General features: G+C 47.9%; 22 protein-coding genes, 1 rRNA gene and 1 other annotated feature. All 23 genes read right to left on the bottom strand.

What is annotated here, in order from left to right; all coding sequences use genetic code 11:
* Window positions 1–30: 30 nt before the first annotated feature.
* The 23 genes from rplJ to rrf all read right to left on the bottom strand — a co-directional run bounded on the left by rplJ (window position 31) and on the right by rrf (window position 20,720).
* The gene (rplJ, locus tag ACQCVH_RS24420; protein WP_022543216.1) at window positions 31–531 is read right to left on the bottom strand and encodes a 50S ribosomal protein L10; all 501 of its coding nucleotides are present in this window, start codon (window positions 529–531) and stop codon (window positions 31–33) included.
* 32 nt (window positions 532–563) lie between these two features.
* Window positions 564–701: a sequence feature (ribosomal protein L10 leader region), on the bottom strand.
* 50 nt (window positions 702–751) lie between these two features.
* Window positions 752–1,450: a 50S ribosomal protein L1 gene (gene rplA, locus ACQCVH_RS24415; RefSeq protein ID WP_148976997.1), complete on the bottom strand. Its 699-nt coding sequence runs from the start codon at window positions 1,448–1,450 to the stop codon at window positions 752–754.
* A 166-nt stretch (window positions 1,451–1,616) separates the two neighbouring features.
* Window positions 1,617–2,042: a 50S ribosomal protein L11 gene (gene rplK / locus ACQCVH_RS24410; RefSeq protein ID WP_141195060.1), complete on the bottom strand. Its 426-nt coding sequence runs from the start codon at window positions 2,040–2,042 to the stop codon at window positions 1,617–1,619.
* Window positions 2,043–2,215: 173 nt separating this feature from the next.
* Entirely contained in the window at window positions 2,216–2,749 is a 534-nt protein-coding gene (gene nusG / locus ACQCVH_RS24405) for a transcription termination/antitermination protein NusG (protein WP_009791553.1), read from the bottom strand.
* Window positions 2,750–2,995: 246 nt separating this feature from the next.
* A complete protein-coding gene (gene secE, locus ACQCVH_RS24400) occupies window positions 2,996–3,166 on the bottom strand; it encodes a preprotein translocase subunit SecE (RefSeq protein ID WP_009791552.1) in 171 nt (56 codons plus the stop codon).
* 57 nt (window positions 3,167–3,223) lie between these two features.
* Entirely contained in the window at window positions 3,224–3,367 is a 144-nt protein-coding gene (rpmG, locus tag ACQCVH_RS24395) for a 50S ribosomal protein L33 (protein WP_009791551.1), read from the bottom strand.
* 114 nt (window positions 3,368–3,481) lie between these two features.
* Window positions 3,482–4,120 carry an RNA polymerase sporulation sigma factor SigH gene (gene sigH, locus ACQCVH_RS24390; RefSeq protein ID WP_426838272.1) on the bottom strand — a complete coding sequence of 213 codons (639 nt, stop codon included), beginning with the start codon at window positions 4,118–4,120 and terminating at the stop codon, window positions 3,482–3,484.
* Between the two features lie 94 nt (window positions 4,121–4,214).
* The gene (locus ACQCVH_RS24385; RefSeq protein ID WP_009791549.1) at window positions 4,215–4,724 is read right to left on the bottom strand and encodes an NYN domain-containing protein; all 510 of its coding nucleotides are present in this window, start codon (window positions 4,722–4,724) and stop codon (window positions 4,215–4,217) included.
* Between the two features lie 3 nt (window positions 4,725–4,727).
* Window positions 4,728–5,471: a 23S rRNA (guanosine(2251)-2'-O)-methyltransferase RlmB gene (gene rlmB, locus ACQCVH_RS24380; RefSeq protein ID WP_224905998.1), complete on the bottom strand. Its 744-nt coding sequence runs from the start codon at window positions 5,469–5,471 to the stop codon at window positions 4,728–4,730.
* Window positions 5,468–5,893, bottom strand: a complete 426-nt coding sequence (locus ACQCVH_RS24375; protein WP_224905996.1) for a Mini-ribonuclease 3 — start codon at window positions 5,891–5,893, stop codon at window positions 5,468–5,470. Before ACQCVH_RS24375 ends, rlmB begins: the two co-directional genes overlap by 4 nt.
* Before the next feature lie 4 nt (window positions 5,894–5,897).
* Entirely contained in the window at window positions 5,898–7,295 is a 1,398-nt protein-coding gene (cysS, locus tag ACQCVH_RS24370) for a cysteine--tRNA ligase (RefSeq protein ID WP_426838242.1), read from the bottom strand.
* Window positions 7,295–7,945: a serine O-acetyltransferase gene (gene cysE / locus ACQCVH_RS24365; protein WP_009791545.1), complete on the bottom strand. Its 651-nt coding sequence runs from the start codon at window positions 7,943–7,945 to the stop codon at window positions 7,295–7,297. The genes cysS and cysE overlap by 1 nt, the downstream gene beginning before the upstream one ends.
* A 493-nt stretch (window positions 7,946–8,438) precedes the next feature.
* Window positions 8,439–9,896, bottom strand: coding sequence for a glutamate--tRNA ligase (gene gltX / locus ACQCVH_RS24360; RefSeq protein ID WP_426838240.1), 1,458 nt, complete (start codon window positions 9,894–9,896; stop codon window positions 8,439–8,441).
* An 88-nt stretch (window positions 9,897–9,984) separates the two neighbouring features.
* Window positions 9,985–10,464, bottom strand: a complete 480-nt coding sequence (gene ispF / locus ACQCVH_RS24355) for a 2-C-methyl-D-erythritol 2,4-cyclodiphosphate synthase (protein ID WP_426838238.1) — start codon at window positions 10,462–10,464, stop codon at window positions 9,985–9,987.
* An 18-nt stretch (window positions 10,465–10,482) separates the two neighbouring features.
* Entirely contained in the window at window positions 10,483–11,175 is a 693-nt protein-coding gene (gene ispD, locus ACQCVH_RS24350; protein ID WP_426838236.1) for a 2-C-methyl-D-erythritol 4-phosphate cytidylyltransferase, read from the bottom strand.
* A 21-nt stretch (window positions 11,176–11,196) separates the two neighbouring features.
* Window positions 11,197–12,279 carry a PIN/TRAM domain-containing protein gene (locus ACQCVH_RS24345; RefSeq protein ID WP_009791540.1) on the bottom strand — a complete coding sequence of 361 codons (1,083 nt, stop codon included), beginning with the start codon at window positions 12,277–12,279 and terminating at the stop codon, window positions 11,197–11,199.
* 210 nt (window positions 12,280–12,489) lie between these two features.
* On the bottom strand, window positions 12,490–13,563 hold the full coding sequence (gene disA, locus ACQCVH_RS24340; RefSeq protein WP_426838234.1) for a DNA integrity scanning diadenylate cyclase DisA: 1,074 nt from the start codon (window positions 13,561–13,563) through the stop codon (window positions 12,490–12,492).
* Between the two features lie 3 nt (window positions 13,564–13,566).
* The gene (gene radA / locus ACQCVH_RS24335; RefSeq protein ID WP_426838232.1) at window positions 13,567–14,949 is read right to left on the bottom strand and encodes a DNA repair protein RadA; all 1,383 of its coding nucleotides are present in this window, start codon (window positions 14,947–14,949) and stop codon (window positions 13,567–13,569) included.
* A gap of 222 nt (window positions 14,950–15,171) precedes the next feature.
* Entirely contained in the window at window positions 15,172–17,625 is a 2,454-nt protein-coding gene (gene clpC, locus ACQCVH_RS24330; RefSeq protein WP_148976990.1) for an ATP-dependent protease ATP-binding subunit ClpC, read from the bottom strand.
* A 16-nt stretch (window positions 17,626–17,641) separates the two neighbouring features.
* A complete protein-coding gene (mcsB, locus tag ACQCVH_RS24325; protein WP_426838230.1) occupies window positions 17,642–18,709 on the bottom strand; it encodes a protein-arginine kinase McsB in 1,068 nt (355 codons plus the stop codon).
* A gap of 4 nt (window positions 18,710–18,713) precedes the next feature.
* A complete protein-coding gene (mcsA, locus tag ACQCVH_RS24320) occupies window positions 18,714–19,262 on the bottom strand; it encodes a protein-arginine kinase activator protein McsA (RefSeq protein WP_257989217.1) in 549 nt (182 codons plus the stop codon).
* A gap of 27 nt (window positions 19,263–19,289) precedes the next feature.
* Window positions 19,290–19,754, bottom strand: a complete 465-nt coding sequence (locus tag ACQCVH_RS24315; protein WP_426838271.1) for a CtsR family transcriptional regulator — start codon at window positions 19,752–19,754, stop codon at window positions 19,290–19,292.
* A gap of 849 nt (window positions 19,755–20,603) precedes the next feature.
* A 5S ribosomal RNA gene (rrf, locus tag ACQCVH_RS24310) occupies window positions 20,604–20,720 on the bottom strand.
* Between the last annotated feature and the right edge of the window lie 7 nt (window positions 20,721–20,727).

The following is a 20,727-nucleotide window of genomic DNA, read 5'->3' as shown; positions in this document are numbered from 1 at the left end:
TTGGTTTGATTTTTTTATGAAAAGACTAGCTTACGCGCCTTGTTCTTCTTTTTGGTCTGCAACAGCTTTTGCAGCAAGAGCAAGATTGCGGATAGGTGCTTGAAGTACGCTGAGTAGCATAGACAGCAAGCCTTCGCGTGATGGAAGTTCAGCAAGAGCTTTAACATCCTCAACAGAAGCGATGTTGCCTTCGATAACACCAGCTTTGATTTCAAGAGCCTCATGTTTTTTAGCGAAATCGTTTAGGATTTTCGCAGGTGCAACTACATCTTCATTACTGAATGCAATCGCATTTGGACCTGTCAGTGCTTCGTTCAAGCCAGAAAGCTCAGAAGCTTCTGCAGCACGGCGAGCCATGCTGTTTTTGTAAACCTTGAACTCGATTCCCGCATCACGAAGCTGTTTACGAAGTTCAGTTACTTCAGCAACAGTCAGTCCGCGGTAGTCAACTACAACCGTTGATTTGCTTGCTTTGAATTTATCGGCAATCTCATCAACGATCAATTTCTTTTGTTCAATAGCGCTGCTCATCCTTACACCTCCTGTAGATTTTTTCATTTATACCGTCCAAAGAAAAACCTCCACATCTTGCAGACATGGAGGAAGTATACAATAGCCGTTCAAAAGAAAATCTATCGTATGACCTCGGCAGGAAATTAAGCTGTCGCACCTGCTGTCTACGGTACAAATGTTATTTTATTTTCACAACAGTTTAGATTATATGAAATAATCAAGCTGTTGTCAATTGGTATTATTTTACTGCAGCTGTAGAAGGATCAACTTTGACGCCAGGGCCCATAGTTGTTGTTACAGTTACAGATTTTACGTAAGTTCCTTTTGCTGCAGCAGGCTTAACCTTCAGCATAGTATCGTAGATAGTGTTGAAGTTTTCAGCAAGCTTCCCATCTTCGAATGAAGTTTTTCCGATTGGAACGTGGATGATTCCAGCTTTGTCCAGACGGTACTCAACTTTACCAGCTTTGATTTCGTTTACTGCTTTTTCTACATCAAAAGTAACTGTTCCAGTTTTAGGGTTTGGCATTAAGCCTTTAGGACCTAATGTACGTCCAAGCTTACCAACTTCACCCATCATGTCTGGAGTAGCAACGATTACATCAAATTCGAACCAGCCTTGGCTGATTTTGTTGATGTACTCGGAATCGCCTACGTAGTCAGCTCCGGCAGCTTCAGCTTCCTTCGCTTTTTCACCTTTAGCGAATACTAATACACGCTGAGTTTTACCAGTTCCGTTTGGAAGCACGACTGCTCCGCGGATTTGCTGGTCAGCTTTCTTAGGGTCAACCCCAAGACGGAAAGCCACTTCAACAGTTGCATCGAATTTCGCATAGTTTGTTTTCTTAGCAAGCTCAATCGCTTCAGCGACTGGGTAAGCTTTAGAACGATCTACAAGCTTAGCAGCTTCTAAATACTTCTTACCTTTTTTAGCCATTATTATTTCCTCCTTGAATTGTGGTTTTAGCGGAATAACCTCCCACGTCCCAAAAGCAGGGGCGCCCTCCCTCGAAAAGGCCGGGCGCCCGGGCTTTACAGAACAAAGGTTGCGAGTGAATCCAATTCAGCCGCAACCCCATTAGAACCTAATCTTCGAGCATGGATTAGTCTTCGATGACGATACCCATGCTGCGTGCAGTACCTTCTACCATGCGCATAGCGGATTCAACGCTAGCAGCATTTAAGTCAGGCATTTTAGTCTCAGCAATCTCGCGTACTTTATCACGCTTAACTGTTGCTACTTTATTACGGTTTGGTTCACCAGAACCAGACTCGATTCCAGCCGCTTTCTTAAGAAGAACGGCAGCAGGAGGAGTTTTCGTAATAAATGTAAATGAACGGTCTTCAAAAACCGAGATTTCAACAGGGATGATCAGTCCAGCCTGTTCAGCTGTACGAGCATTAAACTCTTTACAGAATCCCATGATGTTAACACCGGCTTGACCCAATGCAGGACCAACTGGCGGCGCTGGATTTGCTTTACCAGCAGGGATTTGCAATTTAACTACCTTGATAACTTTTTTAGCCACGAGACACACCTCCTTAAAGTCCGTGATGTGGTAATAGGGAATTTCCCTCCCACTCAACTTGTAGTCTTTATATTAAAAATAAAGAACATAGCAATTTGTCCAGCCTCGTTGTCCGAGACATACTGACCTATGAAATAGTAACATTTTTAAAAGCAGATTTCAAGTTTTTCAGGCTATAATTTTTCAATTTGTGTAAAATCGAGCTCGACCGGAGTTTCCCGCCCGAACATATTAACCAAAACTTTGATCTTCGCCTTGTCTTTATCGATCTCTTCGATAGAGCCCGTGAAGTTCGCAAAAGGACCTTCGTTCACCTTGACGGTTTCGCCAATTTCAAAGTCGATGTCCACACGCTTTTCATCAACGCCCATGCGCTTAAGAATAACATTTACTTCCTCAGGAAGCAATGGCGTCGGCTTTGAGCCCGACCCTGCCGAACCGACGAATCCTGTAACGCCCGGCGTATTCCGGACAACATACCAGGAATCGTCCGTCATGACGATCTCGACAAGCACATATCCTGGGAATACCTTTCGCTTCACAACTTTTTTCTTGCCGTTCTTAATATCTGTTTCTTCTTCTTCAGGCACAATCACGCGGAAAATCTTATCTTGCATCGCCATTGTTTCCACCCGTTTTTCCAGGTTGGCTTTTACTTTGTTTTCATAACCTGAATAAGTATGGACTACATACCAGTTTTTTTCCATTCAAGAGGACTGTTCGTCCTTCCCTCCCTGTCTAAATAAAATCAAACTTCCCTCTGTAGGTTTCCAATATACCTGCGAACACGGCCGGATAAAGTTTCCTCCTCCGGCTCCCTTAAAGAGTTCCGCTCTTCCTAGGCCAAAACAGGCGCGGATGCCTGTCTTTTTTTAAGCAAATGAAAAAACCCGTTTCCGGGCTTTGCAGAAGTTTCCTGTGTTATTCTCCATTATACCATGAGATTACAGGAGTTATTCAAGAATTAAACGAATCAATTCAGAAATACCTAAGTCAAGAACGGCGAAGAAAAGGGCGAAGAACGTTACTGTCACAAGGACTGTTATCGTATAGCTGGTGAGCTCCTTGCGCTTTGGCCAGCTGACCTTTCTCATTTCGCGTCCAATATCACGGAAAAAATTCACGGTTCGTAACCTCCAACTTTCAAGGGTTGCTTGCTGATCTATGAATGAGTGCTATTGCTATTTTGTTTCCCGGTGGACAGTATGAGCCTTGCATGTATCACAGAACTTTTTTAATTCCATACGCTCTGATTCTTTATTGCTCATGGTCGAATAGTTGCGGGACCCGCATTCTGCACAAGCCAGTACAACTTTTTTCCTCATATCGGCACCTTCTTATTGCTTGTCTGTTTCCTTACAAACTTTAACATGGCACCCCTATCATGTCAATAAGAGTCAGAATCATAGGAAATAAGGATCTATTTGTAGTAATTGCCTTTACAATGAAAATTCACGGACTTCAAGATATCTCTCCAGCTTCCTTTTGACCCGCTGCAGGGCGTTGTCGATCGACTTCACATGCCGGTTCAGCTCCTCGGAGATTTCCTGATAGGACTGCCCGTCAAGATAGAGGGCAAGAACTTTCCTTTCCAGATCGCTCAGGAGCTCGGACATTTTCACTTCGATGTTGTCGAATTCCTCCTGGTTGATGATCAGCTCTTCCGGGTCCATCACCTTGGCGCCGGATATCACATCCATCAGCGTCCGGTCCGATTCTTCGTCATAAATCGGCTTATCAAGCGAAACATAGGAATTGAGCGGTATATGCTTCTGCCGGGTGGCGGTTTTGATTGCTGTTATGATCTGCCTGGTAATGCACAGCTCGGCAAACGCCTTGAAGGAAGACAGCTTGTCTTCTTTGAAGTCCCTGATGGCCTTATAGAGGCCGATCATGCCTTCCTGGACGATGTCTTCTTTATCAGCGCCTATCAGGAAATAGGACCTTGCCTTGGCACGCACGAAATTCCGGTACTTTTGGATTAGATAATCCAAAGCCTCGCTCTCGCCCTTGTGAACCAATTCAATTATCTCTTCATCTTCGAGCTGAAGATAATTCTTTTCCTCTTCGTTAGTCATCGCCTTGAAATCGGTACTCACACAGATCCCCCTGACCGCACAAACCACTGGATAGGAATTATTATACAGCAGGAAAAATTTGAGCGTCAACCGCTCATTTCTGTCCTCTGCGCCATTTTTCAAAAATTTCTGCCACTTCATCTGTGAGCGGGATCTTTGAAACCGGCTTTTTTTCCTGAATTTTCTTTACCTTTTTTTCGATCCTTTTTTCCGTGCTTTCCATCTCGATCAAGAGCTCCCGCGCGGATATGCGCAGGGCGCCCTGTCCGAAGATGGCCCATTGCTCGGTATAGTCGGACGTAGCGACATGGATTTGGGTCTTGATATTGTTCAGGCTGATGGCGAGCTTTTCAATCCGTTCATCTGCAGACTCATTTTCTTTTGTAAAGACAACCTCGACTTTATAGTTCTTGAACTTTTTCTCTGTCCCTTTGACATAATGGGCATCAAAGACGATGATGACACGGTATCCTGAGTATCCCTGGAATTCCGCCATCTTTTCTACAAGCTTGTCCCTTGCTGCACCGAGATCCTTGTTCTTCAGTTCCCTGAGATCAGGCCAGGCGCCAATGATGTTATAGCCGTCCACTATAAGGATGTCCATCTTTTATCCCTCTAGCGGATGGCGTTTGCGGTATACCTCATACATTAAAAGTGCTGCTGCAACAGAAGCGTTCAGGGATGTTACATGTCCGGCCATCGGCAAATGGATCAGAAAATCGCACTTGTCGCGGATCAGGCGGCCCATCCCCTTCCCTTCACTGCCGATCACAAGGCCCAGCGGCATTGTTCCATCAAAACGGCGGTAATCCTCGCTTCCCTTTGCATCCGTTCCGGCGATCCAGACACCTTTTTCCTTCAGCTCATCAATCGTCCTGGCCAAATTGGTCACTCTTGCGACGGGGATATGCTCGATTGCGCCGGTCGATGCCTTCGCCACGGTGGCGGTCAGCCCCACTGCCCTTCTTTTCGGAATGATGATGCCATGGGCGCCGACAGCATCGGCCGTCCTCATGATGGAACCCAGATTATGGGGGTCTTCAATCTCATCCAGCAGAAGGAAGAACGGAGTTTCATTCTTTTTCTCCGCTGCCGCGAAGAGATCATCCACCTCGGCGTACTCATAGGCCGCGACCGCTGCCACGACGCCCTGGTGAATTCCTTCTGCCATCTGGTCAAGCTTCTTCTTCGGCACAAATTGCACAAGCACCCCGTTTGTTTTGGCAAGGCCGATAACCTGCTGCATTTGCCCGCCCTGGGATCCTTCCGCTATAAAAATCTTGTTGATATCCCGCTCAGCCCTCAAGGCTTCCAACACGGGATTTTTCCCAATAATAAAATCCTGGCTCACTTTCCTTGCCCCCCTTTCCTTTCTTCGGCGTGAAGGAAGGCGGCAGAGATGATTTCCTCCAGCCGCTCCTCCGCTCCAGATAAATATAGATAGCCAATCAGCGCTTCAAATGCAGTGCTGTACCGGTATGTCTGCACATCAGTATTCTTCGGGATGGTTCCGGACTTGGCGTTCCGCCCCCTCCTGACAACAGCAGCTTCCTCTTCATCCAGAAAGTCCGCTTCAAGGAATTTATGGATTACATAGGACTGCGCCTTGGCGGATACATAAGCCGTCGCCTCTTTATGAAGGAAGTTCGGCCTCACGGTTCCCTTCTGGATCAAGTGATTCCGTACATACTGCTCAAATACAGCATCGCCCATATAGGCAAGCGCGAGGCTGTTCAGCTGCTTTTCATTGATCTTATTTTCGTAGCGAAGCATGACGTCAGCCTCTTTTCCATCTTGTGCCCTGGGCCGTATCTTCCAGAATGATGTTCATTTCCTTCAGCTGGTCGCGGATCTGGTCAGAAAGCTGGAAGTTCCGTTCTTTCCTCGCCTGATTGCGCTTCTCAATCAGCGCATCGATCTCATCATCCAGCAGCTCTTCGCCGCCAAGCGACAGTCCGAGAACATCGAACAGAACTTCAAATTCTTTCATAAAGGCATCAATTACTTCGATGCTCGTATTCTTTTCGAGCAGATAATAATTCGCCTGCCTGGAAAGCTCGAACAGCACGGAGATCCCATTCGCAGTATTGAAGTCATCATCCATTTCCTTGATGAATTCACCATGGAGAGCTTCAATCTTCTTCAGCCATTCGCTGTTGTTATCTGTCAGCTCGGCGCTTGCTTCCTTCCGGTGTGCAAGGTTCTGATAAGAAGTTGTGATTCTTTCCAGCCCGCTGCGTGTATTTTCAAGCAGCTCATCGCTGTAATTGATCGGGTGACGGTAATGGACAGAAAGCATGAAGAATCTCAATACCTGCGGATCATGCTTTTTGATGATGTCATGCACAAGGACAAAATTGCCAAGCGACTTGGACATCTTTTCATTATTGATATTAATATACCCATTATGCATCCAATAGCGCGCAAATGTCTTGCCTGTCAGCGCTTCGGACTGGGCGATTTCATTTTCGTGGTGCGGGAACGAGAGATCCTGGCCGCCGGCATGGATATCAATTGTGTCGCCAAGATATTTCCTCGCCATGGCAGAGCACTCGATATGCCAGCCCGGACGTCCTTTGCCCCACGGGCTTTCCCAGGATATTTCCCCTTCTTTCGCCGTTTTCCAGAGTGCAAAGTCAAGGGCATCCTGCTTTTTCTCCCCTACAGCAATCCTGGCGCCGACACGGAGCTCATCAATGGATTGCTGTGACAGCTTGCCGTATTCATCGAATCTTCTGGTGTGGAAATACACATCACCATTTGATTCATAGGCAAATCCTTTTTCAATCAAGGCCTCGATGAACTGAATGATGAGATCCATGCTCTCAGTAACGCGCGGGTGCACATCCGCCCGTTTGCACCCAAGCGCTGAAACATCCTCAAAGTAAGCATCGATAAAACGCTCGGCAATGGATGGAACATCCTCCCCAAGCTCCTTGGCAGCTCTGATCAGCTTATCATCCACATCTGTAAAATTGGAGATATACTGTACATCATAGCCCCTGAACTCCAGGTATCTTCTTACCGTATCAAAAACGATCGGCGGACGGGCATTTCCTATATGGATATAGTTATATACGGTCGGTCCGCATACATACATTTTGACTTTCCCTTCTTCAAGGGGAATAAACTCTTCCTTCTGCCTGGACATTGTATTATAAATAGCAATAGCCATTATTTAAGGCTCCTTTCTCTTCTCAAATCCTCCAGTTCAACCTGCATCTCCTGAAGCTTCTTTTCCATCTCAACCAGCCTGTCGCTCACTGGATCAGGCAGATCGCTGTGGTTGAGATCCTTCTTGAGCTTCACGCCATCTTTGATGACAACCTTGCCCGGAATACCCACTACCGTTGAATTGGGGGGAACATCCCTTAGGACGACCGAACCCGCTCCCACCTTCGAGTTCTCTCCGATGGTGATGGATCCCAAAACCTTCGCACCGGTGGCTATCAGGGCATTATCTTTGATTGTCGGGTGGCGCTTACCTTTTTCCTTGCCGGTCCCGCCGAGGGTGACCCCCTGGAACACTGTCACATTATCACCGATTTCGCATGTCTCGCCGATCACTACGCCCATTCCGTGGTCAATGAAGAAACGCCGGCCGATTTTTGCGCCAGGATGGATCTCGATACCCGTAAAAAATCGGCTGATCTGGGAAACAACCCGGGCCCAAAAATAGAATTTCCTTTTGAACAGGGCATGTGCCAGCCTATGTGCCCAGATGGCATGGACTCCGGAATACGTAAGTATGACTTCAATATAGCTCCTGGCTGCAGGGTCCTGGTCAAAAACCACCTCTATATCCTCTTTAAGCCTTCGGAACATTTGTTCTCCCCTCCCTGTTTTTGCATATCTGACGGTTGAAATTTTTCTCCAGACGGCCAGCATCCTTCCGGGAAATCCTTTCCGGAGCGGCTAATATACGAGGGTCCGGGCGCTGGAGCAGGCCTTAAGCAGTTTACTCTAAGCCCGGCAAGCTTTTGATCATAACAACAAAAAAGCGCCCCTGTCATAATGACAGAGACGCTGCAAGCGCGGTTCCACTCTGTTTAGGCACATGTAAAAGAGCCTCAACTTTGCCCTGTTAACGGAAGGGAATCCGCCCAAGTCTACTCTGGATTTCGAAATGGGGCTCAGAGGGGCACTTCAAAAAATGAGGGGCCTGAACCACTTTCAGCCGGTGATGGTTCTCTCTTTCAGCCTAACCCTTAATGCGCGGGCAAGGCTATTGAAGCGTCATTTTTCTACTCTTCCTCTTCAACACTTTTGGATCATTAAATTTGAATTACTCTTACTATATTACATTTTTGCCAAGATGTTAATCATTAATGCTTGCCAAACGATTTTTTACCTTGTCTTTTCCTAAAAGAGCGATGGCCTTAGGAAGATCCGGTCCATGCGTCTGTCCTGTGATGGCTGCACGTACAGGCATGAAAAGCTTCTTGCCTTTATGGCCTGTGCCTTTCTGGACTGCCTTCAGCGCTGCCTTGATTTCCTCCGCCGTGAAGTCTTCCAGGGAGCTGATTTCGCCGAGGAAGGCAGAGAGCACTTCCGGCACCTGCTCTTCGCTCAGAACTTCTTTCGCTTCTTCATCATAGCTGACTTCCTCTGTGAAGAAGATACCGGAAAGGTCCACGATTTCAGCACCATAGCTCATTTGGTCCTGATAAAGGGAAATAAGCCCGCGCACCCACTCTTCATCCGCGCTTGTCAGTTTTTCACTGACTTTTCCAGCATTGATAAGATGAGGAAGTGAAATTTCGACTAGCCTGTCGAGTTCTTCCTGCTTGATGTATTGGTTATTCATCCATGTCAGCTTTTGCTTATCAAACAGCGCCGGCGATTTTGAAAGCCGGTCCGCCTCGAAGATATTGATCAGCTCTTCCTTCGTGAAGATCTCTTCTTCTCCTGCAGGCGACCAGCCAAGCAGGGCGATAAAGTTGAACAATGCTTCCGGAAGATAGCCCAGCTCCTCGTACTGCTCGATGAACTGGATGATAGATTCATCCCGCTTGCTGAGCTTCTTGCGGCTTTCGTTGACGATGAGCGTCATATGTCCGAAAACAGGGGGCTCCCAGCCAAAGGCCTCATAAATCATCAGCTGCTTCGGTGTATTTGAAATATGGTCATCCCCGCGCAGCACATGGGAAATCTTCATCAGATGGTCATCTGCAGCAACGGCAAAATTATACGTCGGGATTCCATCTTTCTTTACGATGACAAAATCGCCAAATCCGTCTGATTCGAAGGAAACCTCGTCCTTTACCATATCATTGAATGCATAGACCTTCCCTTTTGGAACGATGAAACGGATGCTCGGCCTGCGGCCTTCAGCCTCAAGCTTTTCCCTGTCCTCCTGTGACAGGTGGCGGCATTTGCCGGAATACTGAGGATTGTCTCCCCTTGCCATCTGCTCTTCGCGCTCTGCTTCAAGCTCTTCCTCTGTACAATAGCATTTATAAGCAAGCTCTTTATCGAGCAGCTCCTGATACAGCTTTTGGTAGATATCATTACGTTCTGACTGGCGGTATGGGCCGTATCCCCCATCCTTATCAATGCTTTCATCCCAGTCAATGCCAAGCCACTGCAGATATTTCAGCTGGCTTTCCTCTCCGCCTTCAATATTCCTCTTAAGGTCGGTATCCTCAATCCTGATGATGAATCTCCCGCCTTTTGAGCGTGCAAACAAATAGTTGAACAGCGCCGTGCGGGCATTGCCTATATGTAAATGTCCGGTTGGGCTTGGTGCATAGCGGACCCTGATTTCATTAGACATGGATAAGCCTCCTATTGTAGTCATTTTCCTTCTTCTTTGCTATATTCTAACACCGTGTTTTTGCCTTATAAAGCTAATTTTTCCGGGCTCAGTCCTTTTTCTGCAGCAGGACGGCAGCCTGTGAAGCAATCCCTTCGCCCCTGCCCGGAAAACCGAGCTTTTCTGTTGTCGTTGCCTTGACATTGATGCGGTCCGCATCTGCCTGCAGCAGCTTGGCAATCCGCTCTCTCATTTGACCGATATAAGGCGCCATTTTCGGCTTTTGCGCAATGATGGTGCAATCAGCATTCACAAGCTTATACCCTTTCTCATCTACAATCTTCCATACATGCTCCAGCAGCTTGGCTGAATCAGCATCCTTGAACTCAGGATCTGTATCCGGAAAATGCCTGCCGATATCGCCTTCCCCGATTGCCCCGAGGCATGCGTCTGCAATGGTATGAAGAAGCACATCCGCATCAGAATGGCCCAGCAGCCCCTTTTCATAGGGAATTTCAATACCGCCGATAATCAGCGGCCTTCCTTCGGTTAATTGATGTACATCAAAGCCCTGTCCAATTCGAAACATAGTATATTCCCCTTTATGTTATTTCCCTTGAGCTTCACGCTTCCGGATGATCGCTTCTGCAAAGTACAGATCCTCCGGAGTAGTGAGCTTGATATTATCATAATTTCCTTCAATGATTTTTACAGGGATGCCGAGCCGTTCAGCCAGGCTGGCATCATCGGTGCCGAGGTAATCTTCCTCAGCGGCTTTCTGGTGGATGTGCAGGAGGGTGGAAACACGAAAAGCCTGTGGGGTTTGGACTGCCCACAGACTTGAACGTTCAACTGTTTCCAGGATTTGATTGCCGACAGCCTTTTTCACAGTATCCTTCACCGGAACAGCCAATACTGCGCCAGCATCCTGATCCGCAGCCTCCGTCAGCTCCCGGATCAAGTGCCGGTCAATGAAAGGGCGGGCCGCATCATGCACCATGGCAATGCCATCGCCCTGCAGCTCCTTCACCGCATTATAGACGCTGTATTGGCGTTCGGATCCCCCGGGAATGAGCCCGGCGGCTTTTTTGATATTGTATAAGGCAAGAAGCGCTTCAATCTCCGCTTTCTCGGACGGATTGACCGCAAGCAGGATGCCTGTGCAATCCGGATCGCTTTCAAACACCCTGAGCGTGTGGATGAATACCGGCACACCGCGGATCTCAAGCAAAAGCTTATTTTTGCCGGCACCCATCCTCTTCCCCTGGCCTGCAGCAGGAATAATTACCTGATAAGGCATAAACAGTCTCCCAACTCTCTTTTATAAAGCTTTTTCAAGCAGCTTAGGCTTTGCAAATATCATGCGGCCCGCAGAGGTCTGGAGCACGCTGGTGACAAGAACGTCGATGTGCTTGCCGATATAATCACGGCCATCTTCTACGACAATCATTGTGCCATCATCCAGGTAGGCAACACCCTGATTATGCTCTTTCCCGTCCTTGATGACCTGCACCTTCATCTCTTCCCCCGGCAGCACTACCGGCTTGACCGCATTGGCCAAGTCATTGATATTGAGCACAGATACCTTCTGCAGCTCGCATACCTTGTTAAGATTGAAGTCATTTGTCACCACAACACCGTTCGTCAGCTTTGCCAATTTCACAAGCTTGCTGTCCACTTCCTGGATTTCCTCAAAGTCCCCTTCATATATCTCGACCTTGATGGAAAGCTCTTTCTGGATGCGGTTCAGGATATCCAGACCCCGCCTCCCCCTGTTCCTTTTCAATACATCTGAAGAATCAGCTATATGCTGAAGCTCCTCAAGGACAAACTGGGGAATGACGATGGTTCCTTCAAGGAAGCCCGTCTGGCAGATATCCGCAATCCTGCCGTCAATGATCACACTTGTATCCAGAATCTTTAATGCGTTTTTCTCAACTGGCTCTGCTTCCTCTTCACCGGATTTCTTTTTCCGGCTCGTAAATAATCCCAGAAGCTCATCGCGCTTTTTGAAGCCCACCTGGAAGCCAAGATAGCCAAAAATCAGCGTCAGCAGGATCGGGGCGACCGTGTTGACAATCGGAAATTCGATTGCATTGAGCGCAAAGCCGATCAAAAATGCCACTATCAGGCCGAAAGCAAGGCCCACACTGCCAAAAATAATATCTGTTATAGGCGCTTTCACCAATGATTCCTCTACCCATCTCACGAAATTGGTTACATAATCAACTGCCCAAAAAGATATAAGATAAAAAATAATGGCACCTAAAATAGCGGACACATACGGATTATTTAAAAGAGGAATGTCGTCCAAAGCAACTAGCCCGAGCAAGTCCGGAATCAAAAAGATCCCAAGGGTCCCCCCGGTAATAAGAAAGCATGCCTGTACAATGCGTTTTAACATTCCTTCACCTCCTTTTAATCATTATAAACAAATTCCCTGAATTGAAACCTGCAGAATATGTTAATTTGGTTTTTTGTAACATTATTTAAATATAATAATATCGGAGGTTTTATATACTGATACACCTTAAGCGTAGCACCGTGCAAACAGAGTGTCAAATAATATAAAACCACCATTTTAGCATACTGTATAGGCCAATTCAATGGGCAATTAAAGCTGACGGTCCGCAAACAGCTGCTCTTTGACCAGCTTGAGGCCCTCACGGATTTTTCTTGCCCTGACTTCACCGATGCCTTCCACCTCATCAAGATCCTCTACTGAAGCTGCTGTGATTTCAGGAAGCTCCTGAAATCTGGTGATGAGATTTTCAATAATGATTGGCGGGAGCCGGGGGATTTTATTAAGCATCCGGTACCCTCTTGGACAAATCCCTTCATCCAGGTGGACATAGCCGTTATAGCCGATCAGCTTCAGGAGGATGCTGTCCTCGATCGTTTCACCACTTGCCAGCTCCTGCATTTTGCTGATGGCTTCCTTCGTGCTGACATCCTTATCAAAGGCATAGTCTTTGATGATTAAAGAAGTTTCCTTTTCCATGTCAGTCAAGAGCTCGTTCATCTGCAGGCGGATCAGCCTGCCTTCTGTACCCAACTCACTCAGGTAGGACATCAGTTCCTGCTTGATCTTCAGCACCATCTCATAGCGGTGCAGCACCTGAAGAACATCGCTGTAGGTCACAAGCTCTTCAAACTCAAGGATCCCGAGGCTTGCGATGCTCTGCTCCAGCACCACTTTGTATTTCTCAAGCGTCTGGACTGCCTGGTTGGCTTTTGCGAGAATGACGGCGATGTCTTTCAATGCATATCTGAAATGGCCCTGGTAGAGTGTGATGACTGTCCGCCGCTGTGAAATGGCAACGACAAGCGCCCCTGTCTCCTTTGCCACCCGCTCTGCCGTCCGGTGCCGCATCCCGGTTTCCGAAGAAGGGATGCCCGGGTTCGGGGCAAGCTGGGCATTGGCTATAAGAATCTTGCTGCCTGTCTCATTCAGGACGATGGCGCCATCCATTTTGGCCAGCTCATACAGATAACTTGGCGTGAAAGGGCAATTAATCTGAAAGCCCCCATCTACAATCGCCTTCACCTTTTCATTGCAGCCCAGTACAATCAGTCCGCCTGTGTTTGCACGCAGGACATTATCGATCCCTTCGCGTATCGGTGTTCCCGGTGCCAGAAATTTCAAAATGTCGCTCCGGGTCTTTTCGCCCAGCTTTTTATTGTCCATATCTTATCCTCCTAATGCCGCTTTTAAGGCCTCGCTGACTGTATTAACCCCGATTAGCTGCACGCCCGGCGGAGAGTCCCAGCCTCCAAGGTTCTTAGCAGGAAGGATGATCCGTTCAAACCCAAGCTTAGCAGCTTCCTGGACACGCTGTTCAATTCTGGAGACGCGGCGTACCTCGCCGGTCAAACCAACCTCTCCGATGATGCAGTCCGACGCCTGTGTCGGCTTATCCCTGAAGCTTGACGCAATGCTGACGGCAATCGCCAGGTCTATCGCAGGTTCATCCAGCTTAACGCCGCCTGCCACCTTCAAATAAGCATCCTGATTTTGCAGAAGCATTCCGACACGCTTCTCAAGCACAGCCATTAAAAGCGGGACTCGGTTATGATCAATCCCTGTGGCCATCCTCCGCGGATTCCCGAAGCTCGTTGGAGAAATCAGCGCCTGGATTTCAACCAGCACCGGCCTCGTCCCTTCCATGGAGGCAACAACTGTCGATCCGGATGCCCCCTGGGAGCGCTCTTCAAGGAATATTTCCGATGGATTTTCCACCTCTTCAAGGCCGAATTCCTTCATTTCAAAGATGCCCATTTCATTGGTCGATCCGAAACGGTTCTTAACAGCCCTGAGAATGCGGTACGTATGATGCCTTTCACCCTCGAAGTAGAGGACTGTGTCAACCATATGCTCGAGCAGCCTCGGGCCGGCAATTGATCCTTCCTTCGTGACATGCCCCACGATAAAGATCGCGATGCCTTTGGTCTTTCCGATCCTCATCAGCTCCGCGGTACATTCCCTTACCTGCGAGACGCTTCCAGGGGCCGAGGTGATATCCGGATGAAAAACAGTCTGGATTGAATCAATGATCACAAAGCTGGGATTTTCATTTTCAATGGTCCGGCTGATTTCCTCGAGATTCGTTTCTGCATATACGAGCAGCTTATCTGATACAACCCCAAGCCTGTCAGCCCTGAGCTTTGTCTGCCTCATGGATTCCTCACCGGAAATATAAAGAACAGAATGATCCTTCCGGGCCAGCTGGTTAGATACCTGCAGAAGAAGCGTCGACTTCCCGATTCCGGGATCGCCCCCGATCAGAACAAGGGAGCCCCTTACCACCCCTCCGCCCAGAACGCGGTTGAGCTCCTTCAGGTCTGTATAAATCCGCGGTTCATTAACTGTCTCAATTGATGTAATTGGCGTGGCTTTAGAAGCAAGCGTTGCGCCTGCCGAATGGGCAAAGGCACCCCTTCTTCCTGCAGCTGCAGGCTTCTCTGTTTCCTCCACCATTGTATTCCACTGCCCGCAGGCAGGACATTTGCCCATCCACTTGGCGGACTCATAGCCGCATTCCTGGCAGATGAATTTAGTCTTTCTTTTTGCCATCCGTTTCTCCCTTTCTATCTCATTCTCTTCTATTGTGAAAAGTGCACCATTAGTTTCATTATAGGGAAAGTATATTATACTTCCCGGCTTATATAAAAATGCCTGTCCAAGGAAAGTAGTGGAAATAGCTGATTTTTATTCAAAAGCAGAGCGAAATGCCTTGAATGGAAAAAAGGTACACGCATTGTGCACCGTGTACCTTTTCATTATATAATATGACGTTTATTTAGATAAGTTTGTTGCAGTTTCAGGAGATTCTTCTGTTTTCACGACAAATTCCCCATCTTCTACATCGATGATGACATTCTGCCCTGTCAGCACCTGGCCCTTCAGCAGCTCCTCTGACAAGCGGTCCTCGATATGCTTTTGGATCGCACGGCGGAGCGGCCTTGCACCATATTCAGGATCATAGCCTTCCTCGGAAATTTTCTCTTTTGCCTTATCTGTCAGGCCAAGGACGATTTCCTGTTCCTGCAGGCGTTTAACCAGCTGGTCGGAAAGCAGTGTAACGATTTCCTTGAGATGTTTTTTCTCAAGGGCATGGAACACGATGATTTCATCGATCCGGTTAAGGAATTCAGGGCGGAAAGCCTTCTTAAGCTCTTCCATTACCTTGCCTTTCATATCCTTATAGTCCTGCTCTCCATCCTGGATGTTAAAGCCGACATATTTATTGCGTTTCAGCGCTTCTGCCCCGACATTGGATGTCATGATCAGGACTGTGTTGCGGAAGTCGACTGTCCGGCCTTTAGAATCTGTCAGGCGTCCATCTTCAAGAACCTGGAGGAGAATATTGAATACATCCGGATGTGCTTTCTCAATCTCATCCAGAAGGACAACTGAGTATGGCTTTCTGCGGACCTTTTCTGTCAGCTGGCCGCCTTCCTCATAGCCTACATATCCCGGAGGTGAACCAACAAGGCGGGAAGTTGAGTGCTTCTCCATATATTCAGACATATCAATGCGGATCATCGCATCTTCATCGCCGAACATCGCTTCAGCTAGCGCACGCGCAAGCTCGGTCTTACCGACACCGGTAGGGCCGAGGAATACAAAGGAGCCGATCGGACGCTTAGGATCTTTTAGTCCGGCACGCGCACGGCGGACCGCTTTGGAGATCGCCTTGACTGCTTCTTCCTGGCCAATGACACGGGAATGAAGAATTTCTTCCATGTTCAGGAGCTTGGCTGTTTCGGTCTGGGCCAGCTTCGCCACAGGAATCCCAGTCCAGCTTGCCACAACATGTGCAATATCATCCACTGTAACTTCGCTGTTTTCCTTCCCCTGCTTCTCTTTCCAGCTCTTCTTTGTTTCCTCCAGCTGCTCGCGCAGGCGCTGTTCAGAATCTCTGAGAGATGCAGCTTTCTCAAACTCCTGGCTTTGGACGGCAGCATCTTTTTCCTTCCTGACTTCTTCAAGCTTCATTTCAAGCTCTTTGAGGTTAGGAGGAGTAGTGTAAGAACGCAGGCGTACTTTTGAACCTGCTTCATCAATCAGATCGATTGCTTTATCCGGGAGGAACCGGTCTGAGATATAACGGTCAGAAAGCTTAACAGCAGCCTCGATGGCTTCGTCTGTAATGGACACTCTGTGATGGGCTTCATAGCGGTCGCGCAGCCCCTTAAGGATCTGGACTGACTCATCTGCTGTCGGTTCATCTACCGTAATCGGCTGGAAACGCCTTTCGAGCGCAGCATCCTTTTCGATATATTTTCTGTATTCATCCAGGGTAGTGGCGCCGATGCACTGCAGCTCGCCCCTTGCAAGAGATGGCTTCAGGATATTGGAAGCATCAATTGCCCCTTCTGCTCCGCCTGCACCGATCAAAGTATGAAGCTCATCGATGAAGAGAATGATATTGCCTGCCTGGCGGATTTCATCCATCACTTTCTTTAAGCGGTCTTCAAATTCGCCCCTGTATTTTGTTCCGGCTACAACCGTTCCCATATCAAGCGTCATGACCCGTTTGTCGCGGAGGATTTCCGGCACTTCATTGTTGATGATCTGCTGTGCAAGGCCTTCAGCGATGGCTGTCTTACCGACGCCAGGCTCTCCGATCAGAACCGGATTATTCTTTGTCCGGCGGCTCAGCACCTCAATGACGCGCTGAATTTCCTTGCTTCGGCCGATGACCGGATCAAGGCTGCCTTCCCTGGCAATGGCCGTCAGATCTCTTGCAAGACTATCAAGGGTAGGTGTATTGGCGCTTGCCGCCGATCCTCCCTGATGGCTTCCTGAATCATTGCTGCCCAGAAGCTGGAGCACCTGCTGCCTTGCTTTATTCAAGCTTACTCCCAGATTGTTCAGCACCCTTGCGGCAACTCCCTCACCCTCGCGGATTAGGCCGAGCAGAATATGCTCTGTGCCGACATATGAGTGGCCCAGTTTTCTTGCCTCATCCATTGAGAGCTCGATGACCTTTTTGGCCCTTGGTGTATAGTGGGGAGTCTGTGAGGAGTCCTGGCCGCGGCCAATGAGGTTCTCCACCTCTTTTTGGATCTTTTCAGAGCCCAGCCCGAGTGCATACAGCGCCTTTGCGGCAATCCCCTCTCCTTCACGGACGAGGCCGAGCAGGATATGCTCTGTGCCGATATTGCTGTGTCCTAAGCGAATGGCTTCCTCCTGTGCTAATGCCAATACTTTTTGAGCTCTTTCGGTAAATCGTCCGAACATCATATTTTCATCCTCCCGACTATTGTTTTTCCATTTTCAATCTTTCACGTATAAGTGCAGCCCTTCTAATATCACGTTCTTCAGGCCGGAGCGGCCCGCCGGCATATTGCTGCAGAAAACCGGGCTGTGTAAGAATCATCAATTCATTTAAAATATTTTTTGAAATATCTTTGATGTATCCCATATCTATACCCAGCCGGACATCAGATAAGCATTTTGCCGCTTCTTTTGATTCAATGATCCGGCTGTTGGAGAGAATCCCATAGGAACGGTACACTCTGTCTTCTAATTGTATGTTTGAAGTCTTTGCTAATGCTTCCCGGGCATATCTTTCCTGGGCGATGAGCTGGCCCACGACACTCTTCAGATCTTCTACGATATCTTCCTCAGACTTTCCGAGCGTGATCTGATTGGACACTTGAAAAATATTGCCCAGCGCCTCGCTTCCTTCGCCATATGTCCCTCTCACCACAAGCCCCAGCTGATTGATGGCCGGGATGATCCGGTTCATCTGATGGGTGAGCATCAGACCTGGGAGATGCATCATGACAGAAGCCCTGAGCCCTGTTCCGACATTGGTCGGGCAGCTGGTAAGATACCCGTAGTCTTCATCAAAGGCAAATTCAAGGTTCTCCTCCAGCCAGTCATCCAGCTTATTGGCCATCTCAAGTGCCTCGGTCAGCCTGAATGCAGGAAACAGGCATTGAATCCGGATATGGTCTTCCTCGTTGACCATGATGCTGACCTCTTCATTTTCTGACAGGAGACAAGCCCCGTAAGGAGACTGCTCAGCCAGATTGGGGCTGATCAGATGCTTTTCAACCAGAACTCTTTTCTGGAGGGGCTGGAGGCTTCCCATCTCTAAAAGCTCCATTCCGCCAAGCCCTTTGAAAGGCTTCTCTTCCGAAATCTTCCGGATATCTTCAATGATGCTTTGTGCTTCCTCATTTGAAAATAGAGTCGGAAATTTATATACATTCATATTCCTTGCCAGACGGATGCGGGAGCTTAGCACAATATCAGAATCAGGGCCTTCCGCACTCATCCAGGAACTGACCGCCTGGCTGATAAAACGTTCCAGTGACACGATATCAGTCCCCCTCCCTGCCGCTGCTCAGCTGCTTTTCAAGGGACCGTATCTCATCCCTGCGCTCGGCAGCTTTTTCAAACTCTTCCTGCAGGATCAATTCCTTCAATTCTTTTCTCATGTCCTCAATCTTTCTCCTGAGCTGAATGCTCCCGCCGGCTCTTGCCGGTATCTTTCCTCTATGGGACCAGTTTCCGCTGTGGAGGCGCTTCAGAATCGGGTCAAGCTGCCCTTTGAATTCCGAATAGCAGTGGGCACATCCAAAACGTCCGATTTTAATGAACTGCTTAAAAGTCATCTGGCATTTGCTGCACTGCAGAATATGCTCCTGCGGCCTTTGCTCTTTTTTCGGCTGCTGCAGACCCGGCTCGATATTCAGCAGCCCCGCCAGCAGGCTGTTAAGGGAAAAGCCGGAAGCCTGATTATTGATCATGAACATTTCGCCTTTTTCCTTGGCGCAGACCTCGCATAGATGGAACTCGATCTTCTCTCCATTTATGCTTTTTGTAAAATGCAGCGTTGCCGGCCTCTGATTGCATTCTTGGCAAATCATGCACTCACCTCTCCAGCTGCTTAATCTTTACTTATACTTCAACGAAGTCAGCATTGCTCTCAGCATTCTTGATCGCAATTCATCGCGGAACGGAAGCTCTATATATAAAACCGACCGGTCGATTACACTGAGCATGATTTTAGCTTCACGGTGTGTGATGACTTCCTCTTCAACCAGGCGCAAGATGACGCTCTCGGCGCTTCCCTGCGATATCCTGCTTTGGATGAGCATTAGCAGCTGGTCAATCAAATCCGCATGATCATAGGACTGTACCTTCATGATCCGGATATATCCTCCGCCGCCCCGCTTGCTTTCAACAATATATCCTTTTTCGATTGTAAATCGGGTATTGATGACGTAATTGATCTGCGAGGGGACACATTGGAATTTATCAGCCACTTCGCTCCTTTTGATCTCGACACTTTCCCGTTCACTAAGCTCCAAGACTTCCTTCAGATATTTCTCGATTATGTCGGATATATTCCTCACCAGGCCTCCTCCTCCCTGACTTTGACTATATTTGACTTTAATTATAAATGAATTATGTAAAAAGTTGCAAGATGGATGCCTTATTAATTTTCCCATTTAATAAATATCTCAAACGTAACAAGAGTAAATTCTTCCAGCTGTATAGAGTATTCAGATGATGGGCTTTTGGGTGCTTGTCATAGGTGGGATAGTTGATTTTGGAGAGAGGCAGAACGTGTAGCCGGGATAATTTGCAGCTGGTGGGGCAGAGGCGGACGGGATGTATGGGATGTGCGTGTTATGTTGGTGACGGGGAGAGTGGGTGATTCGTCCTTTGCGGATTGGCTGGACGGCGGGTGGCCTTTTAGTGCCCTTGCTTTGGAGTTGGGCTCTCTGGATGGTATTTTGGGGGAAATGGTAAAATAAATGGTGGTTGGTAAATTAATCGGTCAATTGATTAAATAAGCCGCTAAGTTGGTAGATTATCGGGTGAATTGATGAAATTTATGGTTAAAGCAGCTGCTTTAACCGTTATTTTAATCAAAGACACTTCTATATTGATCCGGTATGCTATTTCAGCAATCTAGCGGCAGGCTATGGGTGTTTTGGGGCAAATGGTAGAATAAATGCCGAAGTTGGTAAATTAATCAGCCAATTGATTAAATAAACCGCCAAGTTGGTAGATTATCGGGCCAATTGATGAAATTCGCAACCCAAAGCAGCTGTTCTTCCCACTATTCCAATCAAAAACCCTGCTCATCTGCCCGTCCCGGCCACTAATTTCTGCACAAGAACCTTTTTCTTATTAAAACCTTCTCATTTTCATAAAAAAAACGCAAAAAAAGAACAGTCCCGCAGACTGTACTTCGTTTCGCCCGGCAGCGTCCTACTCTCACAGGGGGAGAGCCCCCAACTACCATCGGCGCTGAGAAGCTTAACTTCCGTGTTCGGTATGGGAACGGGTGTGACCTTCTCGCTATCGCCACCAGACTATTTA

It is taken from the genome of Bacillus infantis (genome assembly GCF_050107595.1).
GTDB lineage: Bacteria > Bacillota > Bacilli > Bacillales > Cytobacillaceae > Bacillus_AB > Bacillus_AB infantis_C.
This window is presented reverse-complemented; position numbering and strand designations above follow the sequence as displayed.

What these genes read in the sequence shown, in the direction of transcription:
- disA (WP_426838234.1), bottom strand. Translation starts at nt 13,563, where the DNA reads ATGGACAATAAAAAGCTGGGCGAAAAGACCCGGAGCGACATTTTGAAA.
- clpC (WP_148976990.1), bottom strand. Translation starts at nt 17,625, where the DNA reads ATGATGTTCGGACGATTTACCGAAAGAGCTCAAAAAGTATTGGCATTA.
- rplA (WP_148976997.1), bottom strand. Translation starts at nt 1,450, where the DNA reads ATGGCTAAAAAAGGTAAGAAGTATTTAGAAGCTGCTAAGCTTGTAGAT.
- nusG (WP_009791553.1), bottom strand. Translation starts at nt 2,749, where the DNA reads ATGGAAAAAAACTGGTATGTAGTCCATACTTATTCAGGTTATGAAAAC.
- gltX (WP_426838240.1), bottom strand. Translation starts at nt 9,896, where the DNA reads ATGTCTAATGAAATCAGGGTCCGCTATGCACCAAGCCCAACCGGACAT.
- ACQCVH_RS24345 (WP_009791540.1), bottom strand. Translation starts at nt 12,279, where the DNA reads ATGTTAAAACGCATTGTACAGGCATGCTTTCTTATTACCGGGGGGACC.
- ispF (WP_426838238.1), bottom strand. Translation starts at nt 10,464, where the DNA reads ATGTTTCGAATTGGACAGGGCTTTGATGTACATCAATTAACCGAAGGA.
- rplJ (WP_022543216.1), bottom strand. Translation starts at nt 531, where the DNA reads ATGAGCAGCGCTATTGAACAAAAGAAATTGATCGTTGATGAGATTGCC.
- rpmG (WP_009791551.1), bottom strand. Translation starts at nt 3,367, where the DNA reads ATGAGGAAAAAAGTTGTACTGGCTTGTGCAGAATGCGGGTCCCGCAAC.
- cysE (WP_009791545.1), bottom strand. Translation starts at nt 7,945, where the DNA reads ATGTTCCGAAGGCTTAAAGAGGATATAGAGGTGGTTTTTGACCAGGAC.
- cysS (WP_426838242.1), bottom strand. Translation starts at nt 7,295, where the DNA reads ATGGCTATTGCTATTTATAATACAATGTCCAGGCAGAAGGAAGAGTTT.
- ACQCVH_RS24385 (WP_009791549.1), bottom strand. Translation starts at nt 4,724, where the DNA reads ATGGACATCCTTATAGTGGACGGCTATAACATCATTGGCGCCTGGCCT.
- sigH (WP_426838272.1), bottom strand. Translation starts at nt 4,120, where the DNA reads ATGACTAACGAAGAGGAAAAGAATTATCTTCAGCTCGAAGATGAAGAG.
- mcsA (WP_257989217.1), bottom strand. Translation starts at nt 19,262, where the DNA reads ATGATTTGCCAAGAATGCAATCAGAGGCCGGCAACGCTGCATTTTACA.
- ACQCVH_RS24375 (WP_224905996.1), bottom strand. Translation starts at nt 5,893, where the DNA reads ATGCTTCGCTACGAAAATAAGATCAATGAAAAGCAGCTGAACAGCCTC.
- radA (WP_426838232.1), bottom strand. Translation starts at nt 14,949, where the DNA reads ATGGCAAAAAGAAAGACTAAATTCATCTGCCAGGAATGCGGCTATGAG.
- ispD (WP_426838236.1), bottom strand. Translation starts at nt 11,175, where the DNA reads ATGCCTTATCAGGTAATTATTCCTGCTGCAGGCCAGGGGAAGAGGATG.